This window comes from Gabonibacter chumensis, assembly GCF_024741215.1.
Lineage (GTDB): Bacteria > Bacteroidota > Bacteroidia > Bacteroidales > Marinifilaceae > Gabonibacter > Gabonibacter massiliensis.
Genome location: NZ_JANSKB010000001.1, coordinates 1,150,841 through 1,167,231, shown reverse-complemented (window position 1 = coordinate 1,167,231; position 16,391 = coordinate 1,150,841). Strand labels below are relative to the sequence as shown.

15 protein-coding genes and 2 tRNA genes are annotated in these 16,391 nt (G+C 37.9%); 16 read left to right on the top strand and 1 reads right to left on the bottom strand.

Annotated features, from left to right (window positions below; all coding sequences use genetic code 11):
- The first annotated feature begins 1 nt into the window (after nucleotide 1).
- The 11 genes from phoB to NVS78_RS04945 all read left to right on the top strand — a co-directional run bounded on the left by phoB (nucleotide 2) and on the right by NVS78_RS04945 (nucleotide 10,160).
- Nucleotides 2-673: a two-component system response regulator PhoB gene (gene phoB / locus NVS78_RS04995; protein ID WP_286358177.1), complete on the top strand. Its 672-nt coding sequence runs from the start codon at nucleotides 2-4 to the stop codon at nucleotides 671-673.
- Between the two features lie 20 nt (nucleotides 674-693).
- Nucleotides 694-2,454 carry a sensor histidine kinase gene (gene phoR / locus NVS78_RS04990; RefSeq protein WP_286358176.1) on the top strand — a complete coding sequence of 587 codons (1,761 nt, stop codon included), beginning with the start codon at nucleotides 694-696 and terminating at the stop codon, nucleotides 2,452-2,454.
- A 134-nt stretch (nucleotides 2,455-2,588) separates the two neighbouring features.
- Nucleotides 2,589-3,266, top strand: a complete 678-nt coding sequence (locus NVS78_RS04985; protein ID WP_286358175.1) for a NigD1/NigD2 family lipoprotein — start codon at nucleotides 2,589-2,591, stop codon at nucleotides 3,264-3,266.
- A gap of 230 nt (nucleotides 3,267-3,496) precedes the next feature.
- Nucleotides 3,497-3,578, top strand: a tRNA-Tyr gene (locus NVS78_RS04980).
- A gap of 197 nt (nucleotides 3,579-3,775) precedes the next feature.
- A tRNA-Gly gene (locus tag NVS78_RS04975) sits at nucleotides 3,776-3,848 on the top strand.
- 103 nt (nucleotides 3,849-3,951) lie between these two features.
- Nucleotides 3,952-5,163, top strand: a complete 1,212-nt coding sequence (locus tag NVS78_RS04970; RefSeq protein WP_286358174.1) for a site-specific integrase — start codon at nucleotides 3,952-3,954, stop codon at nucleotides 5,161-5,163.
- A 126-nt stretch (nucleotides 5,164-5,289) separates the two neighbouring features.
- Nucleotides 5,290-6,294 carry a hypothetical protein gene (locus tag NVS78_RS04965; RefSeq protein WP_286358173.1) on the top strand — a complete coding sequence of 335 codons (1,005 nt, stop codon included), beginning with the start codon at nucleotides 5,290-5,292 and terminating at the stop codon, nucleotides 6,292-6,294.
- Between the two features lie 579 nt (nucleotides 6,295-6,873).
- Nucleotides 6,874-8,802, top strand: a complete 1,929-nt coding sequence (locus NVS78_RS04960; RefSeq protein WP_286358172.1) for a hypothetical protein — start codon at nucleotides 6,874-6,876, stop codon at nucleotides 8,800-8,802.
- 89 nt (nucleotides 8,803-8,891) lie between these two features.
- Nucleotides 8,892-9,308 (top strand): hypothetical protein, encoded by a 417-nt coding sequence (locus NVS78_RS04955; protein WP_286358171.1) that lies wholly within the window; start codon nucleotides 8,892-8,894, stop codon nucleotides 9,306-9,308.
- A gap of 221 nt (nucleotides 9,309-9,529) precedes the next feature.
- Entirely contained in the window at nucleotides 9,530-9,829 is a 300-nt protein-coding gene (locus NVS78_RS04950; RefSeq protein ID WP_353620714.1) for a nucleotidyltransferase family protein, read from the top strand.
- Complete coding sequence (locus tag NVS78_RS04945) at nucleotides 9,822-10,160, top strand: HepT-like ribonuclease domain-containing protein (protein WP_286358169.1); 339 nt, start codon at nucleotides 9,822-9,824, stop codon at nucleotides 10,158-10,160. The genes NVS78_RS04950 and NVS78_RS04945 overlap by 8 nt, the downstream gene beginning before the upstream one ends.
- 534 nt (nucleotides 10,161-10,694) lie before the next feature.
- Here the strand turns inward: NVS78_RS04945 and NVS78_RS04940 are convergent.
- Nucleotides 10,695-11,237, bottom strand: coding sequence for a hypothetical protein (locus NVS78_RS04940; RefSeq protein ID WP_286358168.1), 543 nt, complete (start codon nucleotides 11,235-11,237; stop codon nucleotides 10,695-10,697).
- Nucleotides 11,238-11,678: 441 nt separating this feature from the next.
- Between NVS78_RS04940 and NVS78_RS04935 the strand changes: the two genes are divergently transcribed.
- From NVS78_RS04935 to NVS78_RS04915, 5 genes are all read left to right on the top strand, one after another.
- Nucleotides 11,679-12,158: a hypothetical protein gene (locus tag NVS78_RS04935; RefSeq protein WP_151411495.1), complete on the top strand. Its 480-nt coding sequence runs from the start codon at nucleotides 11,679-11,681 to the stop codon at nucleotides 12,156-12,158.
- Nucleotides 12,159-12,347: 189 nt separating this feature from the next.
- Entirely contained in the window at nucleotides 12,348-12,791 is a 444-nt protein-coding gene (locus tag NVS78_RS04930) for a JAB domain-containing protein (RefSeq protein ID WP_286358167.1), read from the top strand.
- Between the two features lie 251 nt (nucleotides 12,792-13,042).
- The gene (locus tag NVS78_RS04925; protein WP_286358166.1) at nucleotides 13,043-14,092 is read left to right on the top strand and encodes a DUF3871 family protein; all 1,050 of its coding nucleotides are present in this window, start codon (nucleotides 13,043-13,045) and stop codon (nucleotides 14,090-14,092) included.
- Nucleotides 14,093-14,494: 402 nt separating this feature from the next.
- Nucleotides 14,495-15,649 (top strand): membrane protein insertion efficiency factor YidD, encoded by a 1,155-nt coding sequence (gene yidD, locus NVS78_RS04920; protein WP_353620713.1) that lies wholly within the window; start codon nucleotides 14,495-14,497, stop codon nucleotides 15,647-15,649.
- 11 nt (nucleotides 15,650-15,660) lie between these two features.
- Complete coding sequence (locus tag NVS78_RS04915; protein WP_286358165.1) at nucleotides 15,661-16,185, top strand: hypothetical protein; 525 nt, start codon at nucleotides 15,661-15,663, stop codon at nucleotides 16,183-16,185.
- The last annotated feature ends 206 nt before the right edge of the window (nucleotides 16,186-16,391 follow it).

The window sequence follows — 16,391 nt, the reverse complement described above, 5'->3', positions numbered from 1 at the left end:
TATGGAAAAGAAACGAATTTTAGTCGTCGACGATGAAGCGGACTTACGAGAAATCCTGCAATTCAACTTGGAAAACGAGGGTTATATTGTCGATACGGCCGAATCAGCGGAACAAGCCTTAAAAATATTAACGAAAGAACACGAATTGATCTTGTTAGATGTCATGATGACGGGAATCTCCGGATTCAAAATGGCAGAAAGGCTTCGCAAAGAACTTCACAACACGACACCTATCATTTTCCTTACAGCCAAAGATACGGAAAATGACATGCTTACCGGGTTCAGTATCGGCGGAGACGATTACATTGCAAAACCATTTTCCATCAAAGAGGTATGCGCACGGGTAAAAGCCGTTCTGAAGCGAGTAGCCACTACCCCGGAACAACAGATAGAGGTCGGCGAGATTCTTATCAACGCGGTGACCAAACAAGTTATTGTCAACAAGCAATCCGTTCCTCTTACCAAAAAAGAGTTCGAAATATTGTATATGTTAGCCAAAGCCCCCGGACGAATCTTTTCGAGGGAAGCTATCCTTCGTAACGTATGGGCCGATGACGGTTATGTTTTAGAACGCACGGTAGATGTACACATCACCCGCCTGAGAAAAAAACTCGGGGAACAAGGACACTATATCGTGAACCGTTCCGGTTACGGGTATTGTATTGAAATTTAACTCATTAAAAACATCATTCGATGAAACTCTCTTATAAACAAAAATTATTTTTATATTTCTTTGTCGTATTTTCCATTTTCACGATAGGAATTATTTTTTTCCAACAAAAAAGAGAAAAAGCGTATAAAACAGAAAATTTACGCACGACGCTCAACGACTACGCGACGATTCTTGCCCAATATATCGATACGAAGCAGCTGGTACGGGATCATCGTATCGATTCCATCCAGAATATATTACAAATTCTTCCCCATAATCTACGGGTAACCTTGCTTAATCGCACGGGAAAAGTATTATTCGATAATAGCATAGAGCAGGATAAAGAGATCGAAAATCATTTGCAACGTCCCGAGATCCAAACAGCGTTAATACACTCCACGGGAGCAGCTGTTCGCCATTCCACTACCCTGGGTATAGAATACTACTACTATGCAAAAGCGTATCCTCATTTTTTTATTCGCGTCGCACTACCCTATGATATTGAAGTTCAAAATTTTCTAAAAACAGATAATATTTTTCTGTATTTCATCACGTTACTGTTTTTCATCGCCCTGATATCCCTCATTTACCTATCGGACAGATTCGGAAAAGCCATCTCCGGTTTAAAGGATTTCATCGTTTCGGCAGACCATCACAAGGTGGATTACAACCATATCCATTTCCCCCATACGGAACTCGGAGAGATCGGCAATAAAATCATTCGCAACTACCAATTGCTTGAAGAGAGTAACCGCCAAATCAATGTCGAACGGGATAAGCTGCTGCGCCATTTCCATTACTCGGATGAAGGAATCGCCATATTCGCGGCTAACGGAGAAAAAATATACGCCAATACCCACTTTATTCAATACCTGAACACCTTATTGGACGAACCTACATTCCGCCTCGAAGGGATTCTGGAGCAACCCGATTTTATAAAACTGAACGAATTCTTAAAAAATAATACGCCTGTCAATCCGAACGCGCATACCATACCCGTGTTTCAGTGCAAACTTTCCAAAGGAGGAAAACACTTTGCCCTCAAATTACTCTTGTTTACGGATAACAGTTACGAGATTACCCTGAACAACATCTCCGACAATGAAAAAAACAGATTACTCAAACAGGAGATGACAAATAATATCGCACACGAACTGAAAACTCCCGTAAGCAGCATTCGGGGCTATATCGAAACCTTATTGGAACAACCGGATATTACTCCCGACAAACAACATTTTTTCCTGGAGCGAACCTATTCCCAAGTCGTCAGGCTTTCCGACCTGATCCGAGATATCGCTTTAATCACCAAAACGGAAGAAGCTTCGGAGCTTTTCCAAAAAGAAGAAGTTAACATATACACGACCATACAAGAGGTTATCACAGACCTGAACGATGCGCTTACCTCCCATAGCATCATCGTGCAAAACCATATCAAAGAAGATTTGTTTATCGAAGGAAACAAAACCTTGATTTACGCTATTTTCCGTAATTTAATGGACAACTCCATCAACTACGCGGGAGATCACATTATCATCGTTATCGACAACTATACAAACGATCAGGAATTTTGCTATTTCTCTTATTATGACACAGGACAAGGAGTCGACGAAATGCACTTGAACAGACTCTTCGAACGTTTCTACCGCGTATGCGCAGGAAGAAGCCGCCAAACGGGAGGATCGGGTTTAGGACTTTCTATCGTAAAGAACGCCGTGTTATTCCATAAAGGAGAAATATCCGCAAAAAACAGAAAAGAAGGAGGTTTGGAATTCCTCTTCTCCTTACGGAAAAAACTTTTCTGAATCCCACGTATGCACCTCGAAGCAAAAAGGAAGTTTTGATTTTTCAGACTTCCTTTTTATATTTTAAGATTTTCACACGCAACCTTTTATTTTTCCACTCATCTATTAAACATAAACCGACAAGTAAACAGGATATGAAAATCGAAAGAATATTACGTCTGACCGTACTATTTATCATTGCCGTTCTCGTCGTTGCTTCTTGTGATGACGACGGGTACAGCCTGAGCAAGTTTTGGGTTAGTTACGGAGTTATCCATAAATCAACCGAGGATAACTATACCGTAAAATTGGATAACGGTTCTGTTATATATCCATCCTACTCCGATGTCCCGACCAAAAATTTACAGGACAGCACGCGTCTATTGGTTGATTATACTATTCTTCAGGATGCGACACCCGGCAGCAAATTCGATTATTATGTAAGGATCAATGGAATTGAACAGATTTTGACCAAAAATATACTTCCCTATTCGGAAGAGATTTTAGATAGCTTGGGAAATGATCCCGTTATCGTGAACGATTATTGGATCGCTCAAGATTTTCTCACGATCGAATTTTTCTTCGCCGGAGGACTTGTGCAACACATGATTAATTTAACGCGACATCAGGGATTGACGGAAGACGGGAAAGTACTGTTAGAATTTCATCACAATGCCAATAACGATCCGGATCGTTATAAACTCAATAGCGCCGTCGCATTCCCCTTAAACAAAATTTTCAACGAGACGGACGACTCCGTCCAGCTTCGCGTACGGTATAAAGGTTTTGACAGAGAAGAACATTTTGATATAACCTATCGTCCCCGAAAATAAACTCATAATTGACGAAAAGGTGCATATGCCGTCCGACATTTTGGGCGGCTCTTTTATTCTCCTCTACAATAAATAACATGACATTCCGACATTTACAAGACTCGTAAAACCATCCATTCGGAAATATTTCATGACCGTCCACTTGTAATTTTTCCTTTCATTCATTTGGATTATCCGAAAAACTACTTATCTTTGTACCCGCTAACGACAAGCAAACGTTCTTTGAACAAGGGCAGTTACCAGAGTGGCCAAATGGGGCTGACTGTAACTCAGCTGGCTTAGCCTTCGGTGGTTCGAATCCATCACTGCCCACGGATTTTTAATAGCGGATGCTGAAAGTATCCGTGATTGAAAAAAGTTTACCGTCAAAAGTCCACCTTTGTAAGGTTAAATATTTTTCAATCAACAAGAAAGACTTCGTCTTTCGCTATCAAAAATCAGTAAGGTCTCTCCCCTGAAGGATCGCCGAACAAAGTGAGGTCATCCACACGGGACAGGAACTTATATTTGCGGAAATAGCTCAGTCGATAGAGCACTAGCCTTCCAAGCTGGGGGTCGCGGGTTTGAGTCCCGTTTTCCGCTCTCATTTTAAAGCACTTACGATTGTAGGTGCTTTTTTCATTCTAGCGGTTTTAGTGGGTTTTCAACAGTAATTGTCAACCGAGGCGTCAACCAAAAATTTGACATGGAAACCTCTATTTCAGTAGTTTACTACAAGCACAAGACACTTTCTAACGGGGAACACCCGTTAATGCTTCGTGTTTACAAAAATGGTAAACGTAAACTCGTGAGTATCGGTATCTCGATTCACCCGAACTTGTGGGACGTTTCAAAGAACTGCCCGAAGAAAACGTGCCCGAATAAAGAACTTATTAACAAGATCATTGCGGACAAGATCGCCGAGTATAACAAGCAAATCCTTGAATTAAAGGTCGAGCAAAAGGAATACACGGCAGCCTCTTTGGTGGAAAGCACGGAACAGGAACTTAAACCTAAAACGGTGAAAGAATTCTACTCCGAGTTAATTGAAGAGTTTAAAAAGAATGGAAAGGCGGGTAACACTAGTATATACACGGATTCACTTAACTCCTTGAAAGCGTTTACCAAGAACAAGTTAGACTTCTATTTCAGTAACATTGACAAAAAGTGGTTAGAAAAGTACGAGCAATGGCAGAAGGACAAGGGGAATAAAGAAACCTCCATAAGTTTACAATTCAGAACGTTACGAAGTGCGTATAACAAAGCCATTGATGCGGGTGTCGCTAACAAGAAGTTTTACCCTTTCGACGAGTACAAGGTCAGCAAGTTTAACACGAAGACCAAGAAAAGAGCCATTTCCAAAGAAGAGGTGATGAAAATTATCTACACGGAAACCATAAACGCAACGAAATTAAGAACCTTAACCCGTGATGTTTTCACGTTCTCTTACTTGTGTGGCGGAATATCGTTTGTAGATATAGCGAACCTCACGGTGGATAATATCCGCAACGGGAAGTTAAAGTATACACGACAGAAAACGCACGGGGAGATAAAATTGAAACTATGCGACCAAGCGAGAGAGATCATCAACAAGTATCACGAGAAAAAGGCTCGTTACTTGTTCCCGATTTTCGACGCCAAGGTACATAAAACACCCGTGCAGAAAAAGAACAGGGTTCACAAGGTACTCGCAAAAGTCAATCGAGAATTGAAAGTTCTCGCTTCTGAACTCGAAATCGAAGCCGACATGACAACATACGTCGCAAGGCATTCATTCGCCACGATATTAAAGAACTCGGGTGTCAACATTTCTCTTATCAGCGAGATGTTAGGGCATACCGATTTAAAGACAACCCAAATCTACCTCGACAGCTTCGACAACAAGCAAATGGACGCAGCCATGAGTAACTTGCTATAAGTTGGTGGAAATATTCACGTTTCCATACAAGGTTCGAAATTTTGAAACTTTACACCACTTCCTCGATTCGGGGAGGTGGTATTTTTTTTACCTTTATCCTCGTGAACTTGTTAAAATCGACTGACTATGATAACCGCAACTGATACACGTTTTCCTGTTTCAACTCTTTTAGAGATAGAGCCGTGGCTGACGACCTATTTCGCCTACAACAGAAACATGATCGAAACTGATATAGACAAAAGCTTCGGAAGTATCTACAAGACGCTGGGAGATTACAAGAAAACCACGGGTTGGCAAGATAACGAGAAGGACAAGCTTACATGGGAGTTAAACAATTTACCAAGTATATACTTTGAAGAGAGTAACACGACTTTACTTAAAGAACTTGTTTCCGTGTTCAAACCTTTCGCCCCCTTCACTAATCAAGGAGAGATATTTCACACGCTCTGGATGCTTGCCATACTATACCGCAAGCACGAGAAACTGAACGTGACCAAAGATTTTTCCAGCATGACCATTGACGAGTTGGAATCTTGGGACGAGGCAAACAATTACTTCAAGCATATCAGACCAGAAATGCTAAAGTTACTAACCTTGTTAAAGGGACGAATCAGCCAGAAGAAGAAGGTACCAGTAAGCCTTGCCCTTGATAGCCCACGAGTGGATGATCTGCCGAAGGAATCAGAAGCCCTTTTTCCGAAACCAATAAGAATAGAATGTGGTATGGAACGGGTAGAGATAGACAACACCGCTTTCTGGCTCACTAGCTTGCTAGAAGATTACTTGCACACTTATCTAGGAATAGAAACCAAGGAGGAAGCGGAAGAAGAACTAAACACCATATATGCCAATCCCAAGGGACGTAAATCTCCCGTCTTGCATGATTTAATCATGATGGGTACTTATCGCCTGTTAATTGATCAGGCGGGATTCAAATCTAAAAGCAAGGCAAGGGAACTAACCATTGAATTTCTTTTCATGCTAGGATTAAAGGAAGAAAACGATGACGTGAACAACCTTGGGAGCAAAATAGCCTATCTCGAAAAACAAGGTTATCAACCTAAATGGGAGATGAAACCGTTCAGCGAGTACAAGACCTCTCCCAATAACCTCACGGGTCACCTATGGTAGATCATCCTGTTACTAGCTATATTCCCTGTTACAATCCAACGTGACAGGGATTTTTTTGTCATTAAACGTCATATTGTATTATTAAACAGCAATCTAAAGAATACAATCCCAAACAGGCTTCATTCTTTATGGATTACCCTCTTCAATTACCTCACTTTTACCATTGCAAACAGGTGATAAAAGAGAGCAAGTCTAAAGAATAGACCTCTAAATGATCTCCATTCTTTATGGTTTAACCTCTCGATTTGAAGTTAGTTTGCAACACGAAACGAGAGTTCTGACAGGTTATGATTTTCTAAAGAATAGGACGTCAAACAGCTCTTATTCTTTATGGATTTGCCCTCTTTGGAGCGGTAGTTTTGTGACAAATCAATCAATTGACGGTGCGCACCTCATTCAAGATTGTCTGCAAGCTTTCAGCAGTGTTGAAAGCAAAGTTTGGAATCTGAAAAGCGACTAGAGGTAATAATCTAGCCTGTTTTTCATGGTTGGTGGAAAATTTTTGAAAACCATATACAAGATGAAATTTTCAAAATTACTACCAGACGGGATTCCTGTATCTTGTAAACAGATAATGTTATGAGAACTAAAGATTACCTGATTGAAAGAAACGAAACACTAGTGGAGGCTTTCGCCCGTGAAGGAATTAAAGAGATTGAAACCAATGTTATTATAGACAAGACATTAACGGGTATAGGGGCAACCTACTGGGAATTACACTTGGCTAAACGTCCCTCTATTATTATAGAGCCTAACGTGCCTGTTATTATCGGTAAAGTCGAAAAGGTTGATAATTCTTTAGCGGTGTACGCCCTGTGTACCAAAACACAAGTAAAGAATTTCTTAAAGAACAAGTCCATTACTAACAAGAAACTATTAACCACGCCAGAGGGATTCGAGAAGATAAGAAAAGCCGCACGGGAATTGGGAATAGACATCTATAAAGAATTTTTCTGCCTGTTTGACGAGTGCGAGAAGATAACCCAAGATGTTGATTACAGACCGAGAATATCACAACCGATAAATGACTTTTTCAAGTTCGAGAGAAAAGCCATGGTATCCGCCACACCACTAGAAATGCGTCATCCAGAGTTGGAACACCAGAATTTCAAGATTTGGAAAGTCACTCCTAATTTCGATTACAAGAAGGACATGACGTTAATAGTGACAAGAAGTTTTAACCGCACCATGACGGGACGTTTAAGAGAACTAATCCAGAACAGTCAATGCCTGTGCATCTTCTTCAATTCCACGATGGGAATAAACAAGGTAATTACCTACCTTTTAAATAATAACTTGATAAAAGAGGAAGATTACAAGGTGTATTGTTCCAACAAGAGCGTGAAAGCGTTGAAAGAGTGCAATTTCAAGAACAGCCACGAGAACTTGGATTTACCCCTAGCGAGGATTAATTTCTTCACCTGCCGTTTCTTCTCTGCCGTTGATATTTATACTGTAACGAAACCAGACATTCTAGTGTTATCCGATTGTAACATTCCCCACTCTATCGTTGATCCCTACACGGAAGTGATACAGGCACAGGGAAGGTTCAGGAATAAATACAGTGACGGGAATACTTACAACTCTCTAACCGTTATATCCAACATTAACGAGGAAATGGAAGTGATGACGGGAGAGGAGATTTCCACCATGATACAGCAATTTGAAACCACGTACCAGAATCTAAACCAACGTTTAGAAGAATCCACGACCGAGGTGGAAAAGAAAGCCATATTGAAAGACTTGGAAAAGGTGAGGTACACGGAGTTACTGGACGAGGAAGGAGAGATAAACTATTTCTCCGTTGATAACCTCTATAACGAGGAAAGAGTGAAGGGATATTACACTTCTGCCCGAAACTTGCACGAGGCGTACGAGGGAACGGGACATTTCAATATCAATTTTATCAATGATACTGGTAGAATTGGAGAGGATGACATCATACCGATGAGAAAAGCTAGCAAGAAACAACTCTGGAAAAAGATTGTCAATCACTTGGATAGATTGAAACAGCTAGTATTACAAAATCCCGATCACGACATCACTCCCGACATTGAAATACTGCGAGAGTTCGAGGACGCTGGATATATCATGAAAGCGTACGACACTATCGGGAAGGCTGCCATTGAACAAGCCGACTACAAGAAAGGAGAGATTGACAAGATGATAAAAGCGTTCCACGAGCAAAAAGCCCACGAGCAACGTTTCTCTCCCGATGTGGTGCGTGACGTGTTCAAGGCGTTTGAACAAGAAATGAACAATGGAGAGTACATTCCCAATAAAGTTATTCGGGAGAGGTTAAGAGTGATATTCATGGCTCACGGTATTCCTTTTAAAGAGTACGGGGTAAAAACAAGGCTGGAGAAGGTATATTTCACCTTAACCGACAAAACGATAGAGGATTATTACCCCGAGTTCAAGGTTTCCAACGCTAACGGTGGGGCGTATAGACTTGTTGCCATGAAACCAGAGTTGGTGGAAAATTTTTCAAAAGGTATAAGAGTGTGAAATTTTCAAATTTACTACCAGGTATAAATTTTAAACAATATATAATTATGAAGTATCCAGAATTTTTCCAATCCCTTAGAGAGTTAAGAATGACAATTAGTGATTCATTCCTACCACAATGTTACTGTATCTACCTGAGCAAGAACTTGAAAACTTGCGTCGTAAAGTGGGGACTTTCCATGTGGGACATGACGGACGTTTTCTGTTTTATTGTAGTCGGTATTTACAAGTGGCAGAACTTCACTTACACGAACACGAAATCTGTATTACTTGGATTCTTCAATGACAAGCTAGAACCAGTGAACACTATTCGATTCCAAAAGTATGAATTAACAGATATTAGTTTTTATGGCGGTGACATGTTTAATCCTTACCAGATGCATTGCCCCCGCTATTACATAAAAGACACGATAACAGGAGAGGACTTGGAACTAAATAAAGTCTATTCGCTTGATAACTTCCAACAAGTATTAAACACGATCTGGGAAGCTGAAAACAAGGAATAAAAGGATATTAAACAGAAAAGTCTGTACCTCATATATCTTAGAGTACAGGCTTTTCTATCTATTAAACTTTAAGTCTTTCTATATTATTTACGTGTATATCCCGATAATCCACTTGATAAAATCTTTATCACGGGATTCAACAATACTTTACAAGCTGTTATCCCCAACGTTTTTGTTTTGTCTTCAACAATCACTATATTTGCAGAAAGAAGAATGACTACATGAATCTGGTTGAATTAAATATGGATAAAATAATTGCCTTGTGCAAGAAGTACAAGGTTAGTAAATTATTCGTGTTTGGTTCTATCCTCACGAATCGTTTCAACAAAGAGAGTGATGTTGATTTTATAGTTAATTTCGACAAAGCACAAGTAACAGATTATTTTAGTAATTTCTTTGATCTGAAATACGCTTTAGAAGATATTTTGGGAAGAGAAGTTGATTTACTGGAAGAACACGCCATTCGTAACCATTACTTGAAAGAAAATATCGAGCAAACCAAAGCGTTAATATATGGATAACTTTACCAAGAAACACCTGCAAGATATACTTAATGCGATTGATGACATCGAAACATTCTTCGAGGGACAACCGAAATTATTTGAAGAATTTTGTCGAGATATACGTTTGCAAAGGGCGATAGAAAGGTGTATTGAAATTATAGGTGAGGCGATGAACAGGATACTAAAAGAGAACAAGGATATAGCCATCACTAACGCTCGTAAGATCGTGGACGCTCGTAACTATATCATACACGGTTATGATAGTCTTTCGGTTGATATTCTTTGGAGTATTGTTGTTAACCACCTTCCCTGTTTGAAAAATGAAGTGGAACAATTACTACAAGAATAATATTAAGCAGTAAATCCATTTGGTGGAAAAATGTAAAATTTTGATCTCTATATACAATTCATAAATTTTCCACCAACAAATAAAAAAGCCAGCACCTTAAGGACATATGAGGTACTGGCTTCAAATCATTTAGTTGCGCTGTCTTTTCTTGAGAAGCTTCGGTTTGGGATTTCCAAAAATATCAGGATATAACATTTTTAATCTCTCCATGTTTACATACCTGAATAAATCCATTTCATGGAAAATTCGATAATGTTCTACACCAAACCATTCTGAATTGGAGGTTTTTCCTTTCTTACGTAATTTCATAGGAATAAATTTTTCTAACAAACAAAAGAGTATCTAATTCAGGAAAGAACATCAGGTCAATCATTCACATGTACAAAGATACTTGTTGAATAGGATAGCACCAAGTAAATGTATCAGAATATCAAATATTTATATCTATAATAATATATTGATTTGGCATTCTATTTCCAACTTTACCATACAAGGAAATTACACGCACGAAAATCTCAAACCATTTAATCCAGATTATTCACTTACAGCTTCAAAACGATACAAATTTCGAGCTTTATAACGTTTTGCTATTTTCTTAAATTCCTCGTTGCGGAAACATGTCAATATACGAAGTTGTTCTTCCTCATCATATTTGCCCATATAATAATAGCATCTTTCTTGATATTTAACTTTAAGCGGTTTATGTAAGACAAGTCCTTCAAATTCTCTAATAGGTAACTCACATACGTTATATTCTTTCCCATTAATTTTCAAAATACATGGCATGATAGCTCCATGTTCATCCCATAGTTCTCGATGTAACTGGGAATACCATATCTCTAGGTTATCATCATGCTTAAAACGAAGAATACCATTACCATTAGACCTACGATCAATTTGATTAATCGTTATAATTTCTTCGTTTTCAAAATATCTTCTTTTATTATCTATTGGTTCATTTGGGACAGCGCACATTTCTTTAAAAATAGCTATCTTTAAATCGGATAGGTCAACGAAATTACTAGAACATTGTAACATCTTAATTTTTTCCTCTAAAGACTTCTTTACAGGCTCCATAATACATTATCTAAACATTAAAATAATTTGTAATCTCTACCAATTGGAATTTCACAAGTATCCATTTTACCTCTCTTTTTATATCACGAAGACTTTTATCTATAAGTTCAGATGCACGTCTAAATGAATGTGTTGTTTCCTCCATAACCGTTATTGATATTATATAGCTGCAAATTAATATAAATAATTATATCTAACAATATTTCATTATTATTATTACATGGTAGAGAAATACAAAATTCTAACCAGTATATACTATTCATAAATTCTCCACCAACTAGACTGTTAATGTCAGATGTATACCTCTCCTTCCCCCCTCCCCTCTAATTTTAGGTTGGCAATATATACAAGTGTGTTCTATACAAGAGTAGTGTGACCTCGTAATACCCCTACCCCAAGCCAGATAAAAACCAATTTAATTAATTAAAAATCAATTCAATTATGGACTTAAAAACTTACATTCAAAACAGGGAGGAAACAAGACCTTCCAGTTCTATCGAGATCAATCCAGCCTTGCTAGAACATTTTAAAAATCAGGTGGCAGTAATACCACCCCCGATGAAAGTAGGCGATGAAATGACCGTCATTGACTTTAAGGGGGAGAACCCGCAACAGTTACAAGTTGTATGCGCCTTGGGAGAGGAAGAGGTGAGGGAGATTAAATACACTCAACTCGTACGAACTAGCCAAGCGGGAGATGTCACGCCTAACGATATTCCATGCGATCCTATCGTTGAAAAGAAGTACGGTAAAAAGTTACAATTCATCTATTCTTTTGCCAGAAACATGATGCTAGACGCCCTTATCACCACGCTTAAAGACAAGAAGATCGTGTTATGCGGTCAGGTTGAAACACCAGCCGTTTATCGTGGTCAAAGGGCAAAATTACTCGTTAAGAAGTTCGCTCTAGTGGAAGAGTAGCTAAAGATACAGGGACAGAGAGCGCACAGGGGAGGGAAACGAGGTTTCGATATTGAAGCGAGGGAAGTCATTCAGGCTTTCCAAGCAGGTAATATAGGAACACGAAGTTTCTCTTCCCTTGCCAAACCCAACAAGCTAACGTGAGCTTGAATTATTAAAATGACAACGTGATTAAAGTGTAAATAGATCATGAACGAGCAAGTGAAATTACCAGTGGTAGAACTGGTGTACAAGAGGGATCCCGCTAAAAAGTACAAGGTTGAATCCGCAAGGGACGCTTACGAGTTACTGGTATCCCCGTTTAAAGATACAATAGAGCATCATATCTCTACAAGAGTTATTCTATTAAATGGCGGTAACAGGGTACTGGGAGTATCTACTATAAGTGAAGGCGCCTTATCTTACAATATTACAGATGTAAGGTTTATATTGCAACTGGCAATACTTTCTAATTGTAAAGGAGTGATCATTTGTATAAACCAACCTTCTGGTGATCTTGAACCCACTAAACAGGATGATGAACTGGTTGAACAGGTGAAGATTGCATTTTCATATGTGGATATAGATTTACTGGATTACATCTTGTATTACGAGGAAGACTATTACAGTTATTCAGATAACGGTAAACTTTAGAAATTGGAGTTGGTGAATTTTTGGCTGTATTGGTATATATAACTTGCAAGGGAGATAATTTTCACCACTATTGGCAATTAAACAGTAAACATACTTCCAGTTCAATTTTTCAACTGGCTTGAAGCTAGAAAATGAATAAAACAAGTAAAAGTAATTATGAACTTTAGAAACTTGGGTTGGTGGGAAATTTATCAATTCCATATATAAACTGAAATTTCAAATATTTCCACCACCGTTAAATAGATTAGATTATGAACACGTCAACATTAATTCCAAGTCAAAATGAAGGGTTATTGCCAGTTTTATTTGGCAGTAATAATATCAAGCAAGAAGAGCCTACTCCTTATGAGGTAGTGAATGAACCTGTTAGGAAGGACAAAAGGAGAAAACATTTCATTGAAGCTAACACGGAACCCATTGACATGATCCGTTTAAAAAGTGATTGCATCGTGCCAGTGTTCAGCAAGGACAACGAGATGACAATATCTCATCCTGCATTCATTGAAACGGTACACAAGGTGGCGAGTGAGCTGTTTAAAGGGGAAAGTATAGATGAACCAGATATAATGGTAAGTCACGTTATAAAGGGAAGGATACCAGAAGCTATACATAAACCAGTAGCTCAACTGTTAGAAAGTGACAAGACGATCTATTACGAGAGAATGGCATTCGCTTTTGAGATACCTACCATTTATGAAACGATAGACGGTAACAGGGTGAATTTATGTATTACAGGCGTGAGAGCGTATAACAGGGAGAACCTTTATTCAAAGAAAGTGGCAGAAAGGTTTAGTGTCGCTATTGGATTCCAGAATAAGGTATGTTGTAACTTGTGCACGTTTACTGACGGTTTTAAAACAGACCTTAGAGCGACGAGCCAGCATGATCTCTTTAGAGAGGTTATGAAGTTATTCCAACAGTACGATGCTGAAAAGCATTTACGGTTGATGAAGAGCTTCACTAACTCTTACCTCACGGAACATCAATTCGCACAGTTCTTGGGGAAAAGCAGGTTATATCAATGCTTGCCCGCAAAAGAGAAAAAGTTACTTCCCAACATGGAATTAACGGATTCACAGGTGAACATTATCGCTAAAGCGTATTACCATGATGATAACTTTAAAAAGGAACATGGTGCGAGCGAGATCAATTTATGGAAATTCTATAACATGCTTACTGGTGCTAACAAGAGCAGTTACATAGATAACTTCCTAGATAGATCGTTAAATTCCACGCAATTAACGGAGGGAATAGATAAGGCGTTACATGGTGATAATACTTATAAATGGTTTATAGAGTAAAACCGTTGTAAATAAATTCTTTTTATTCCACCGATTAGTCTAATTTTGCCATTACAATCAGTCCTCGACGTTTGTTGAATGCTGAAAATTATTTACATTTGTAACGTTATGCGGAAAATCATTTTCTCATGACAGACATATTGAATTAATGGAAGCGTTTTTGTTTCATCCTTTGTAGAAAAATCGCCAACTTTTAAATGCAGAGGGATAAACAGCACAAACGTCTATGCTTGCCGTATATATATCTACTATATACATGGTTTAGCGTGGGCTGATTGTTTATTTCTGCATAGGCGTTTGGCGATGCCTTCTACAAGATAAGCAATTTAGATCCCACGCTTTCTTGTATTTATAAAAATCAACCTTTCTGGGAATCTTCAAGGTTACATAGATTGCAATATTATGCACTTGTTGAAGAATGTTTTAATCATTATTGTTTGTGTCACAAATTCACCATGTCTTCACGCACAAACAGAAATGTCAGCTTTATCTGATTACGTGAATATCTATAAGAAATATCTACATAGGGATGAAGGAAGCGGTACTTGTGCCATGTACCCTTCTTGTTCCCAATATGGATTGATCGTTTTTGAGGATTGTTATTTCCCTAAAGCGATGATGTATATGGCAGATCGCCTTATTAGATGCGGACATGATTTCAATTGTTATGATCTAACTTTAAATAAAGGACAATTGCTTTTGCTTGATTTCCCTCCATATGCAGAAATTTCTAGAACTTACATTCATAATAATAAACAATATTACTCTTATACAGACTGGGATATTAAGCCTGATAGTACATTATTATTCATTAATCATTTAATAAATAAACAAATGTACCAAGAAGCTCTAGTAGAGATCGAAAAAACACAATTTCAAAAGAGGTTATTAACAACACAATTATTCACAAACAAGTTGATTTGCTATAAAGGTTTGGGACAAGTTGAAAATGCGATATTCGATTACGAGGTTCATTTTCCTGAATCTATAAAAAACTCTCCAAAAATAAAATTTGAAATGTTAGATATTCTCTTGTCAGTGGAGAATTATGATATGGCACGCAAACTTCTTGCAGAAATACCTGATAACAATATCAATTCGATAATATCCCAAAAATATGCTTGGCAAGGAATTTTTAGTGCATACCAAGAAAATTGGAATGAAGCGAGTAAATTTTTCAATTTATTGGCAAGTTATAATACAGAACCCAAGAGAGATAAAGAGAATTTTCAACTTATCCAAGAAGCGGCTACTTTTAAAAAGAAAAAGCCTTGGGTTGCTGCATCATTATCGTTAATCCCTGGTCTTGGATATGTTTATACACAACGTCCCAAAAGTGCGTTAACCTCTTTTGTTATGAATTCTTTACTTGGATATGCGGTATTTACAAGCATAAAACAAAAGAATTATGGAACAGCAGCTTTATTAGGCGTTTTCAATTTGAGTTTCTACATTGGTAATATATCTGGCTCTAAAAAAAGTGCTTCACAATATAATCAACGTAAACTACAAAAGATACAATCAACCCTATACCAAAATAATAAATCCATTAACTAAATTTTTGAATTATGAGAACATTATTGAGTAAATCGTTAGTTGTAAAGCCTATTGTTGCAATCATGATATTGGCTTTCATGAATCTTTCTTTTACCCTTGCAGATAAGGAAGTTATCTTAAAAGCGGGAACTTTAATTCCTTTAGAAGTTCTAAGTGAAATTAACACCAAAAATATCACGACAGGACAAATAATTGATCTCAAAGTAACAAGAGAGATTAGTGTCGATAGAAATGTTGTTATTCCATATGGTGCAATAGCGAAAGGACAAGTTACAAGATTTGAAAAACGTAAAGGACTAGGTAAAGGTGCTTCTATGCAAATTCAGATTAAAAGTGTAACAGCTAAGGATGGAACAGAAATTATGTTGACAGGAGGAAATATGTCAGAAGAAGGAAATGATAAATTAGCTCTTTCCATTGTTCTCGCCATATTTGTTTGTCCTCTATTCTTGTTATTAAAAGGAAAACAAGCTATAATTCCCGCAGGAACAGCTATTTCTGCAACTGTAGCAACAGATACTTATATCAAATTATAACGCACAAAGGGTTGATTATTAATCTAAAACGTCTTGTTCATCATCACAAATAATCACATATTTGATTAATATGATTTTCGAGTTGATTTATCATGTGCGTTAAATAGATGTAAGGGGTGATAGGCTTATGCTTGTCACCCATTTTTATACATGGTGATAAATTTGAAAAAACTGACTTGTATATGGAAGTTGATAATTTTCCACCA